The organism is Cryobacterium sp. 10I1 (assembly GCF_035019805.1).
Taxonomy (GTDB): Bacteria; Actinomycetota; Actinomycetes; order Actinomycetales; family Microbacteriaceae; genus Cryobacterium; species Cryobacterium glucosi.
The window spans coordinates 1-297 of record NZ_JASJVF010000633.1 but is presented as its reverse complement, the minus strand read 5'-3'; the positions used below and the strand labels follow the sequence as shown (position 1 = coordinate 297).

Here is a 297-nt window from a genome sequence, read left to right as displayed (position 1 = left end):
CGCTCAAGCAGAGCGCGTTCTTCCGCGGGTCGAACGCCTCCTCGAAGATCGACGGCCTCTACTACGCGGGCGGTACGACGATCCCGGGCATCGGGCTTCCGATGTGCCTGATCAGCGCCGAAATCCTGCTCAAGAGGATGCGCTCGGACACGAGTACGGGACCGCTCGCGGAGCCCCTGCCCCGGCGCGTGCCGGTTCCGGCGGCGGTCCGGGTCACGGTGCCGTTGCGCCCGGAGCCCGGCGCAGCGGGCGGCACCGCCGGCGCCGGCGCCGCGGAAGCCGCCGCGACCGGGGTCC

At 74.1% G+C, this 297-nt stretch carries 1 pseudogene; it reads left to right on the top strand.

Features of this window, described 5'->3' with window-relative positions:
• Nucleotides 1-200 (top strand): annotated as a pseudogene (locus tag QN345_RS20095) (phytoene desaturase); the annotation flags it as partial.
• Between the last annotated feature and the right edge of the window lie 97 nt (nt 201-297).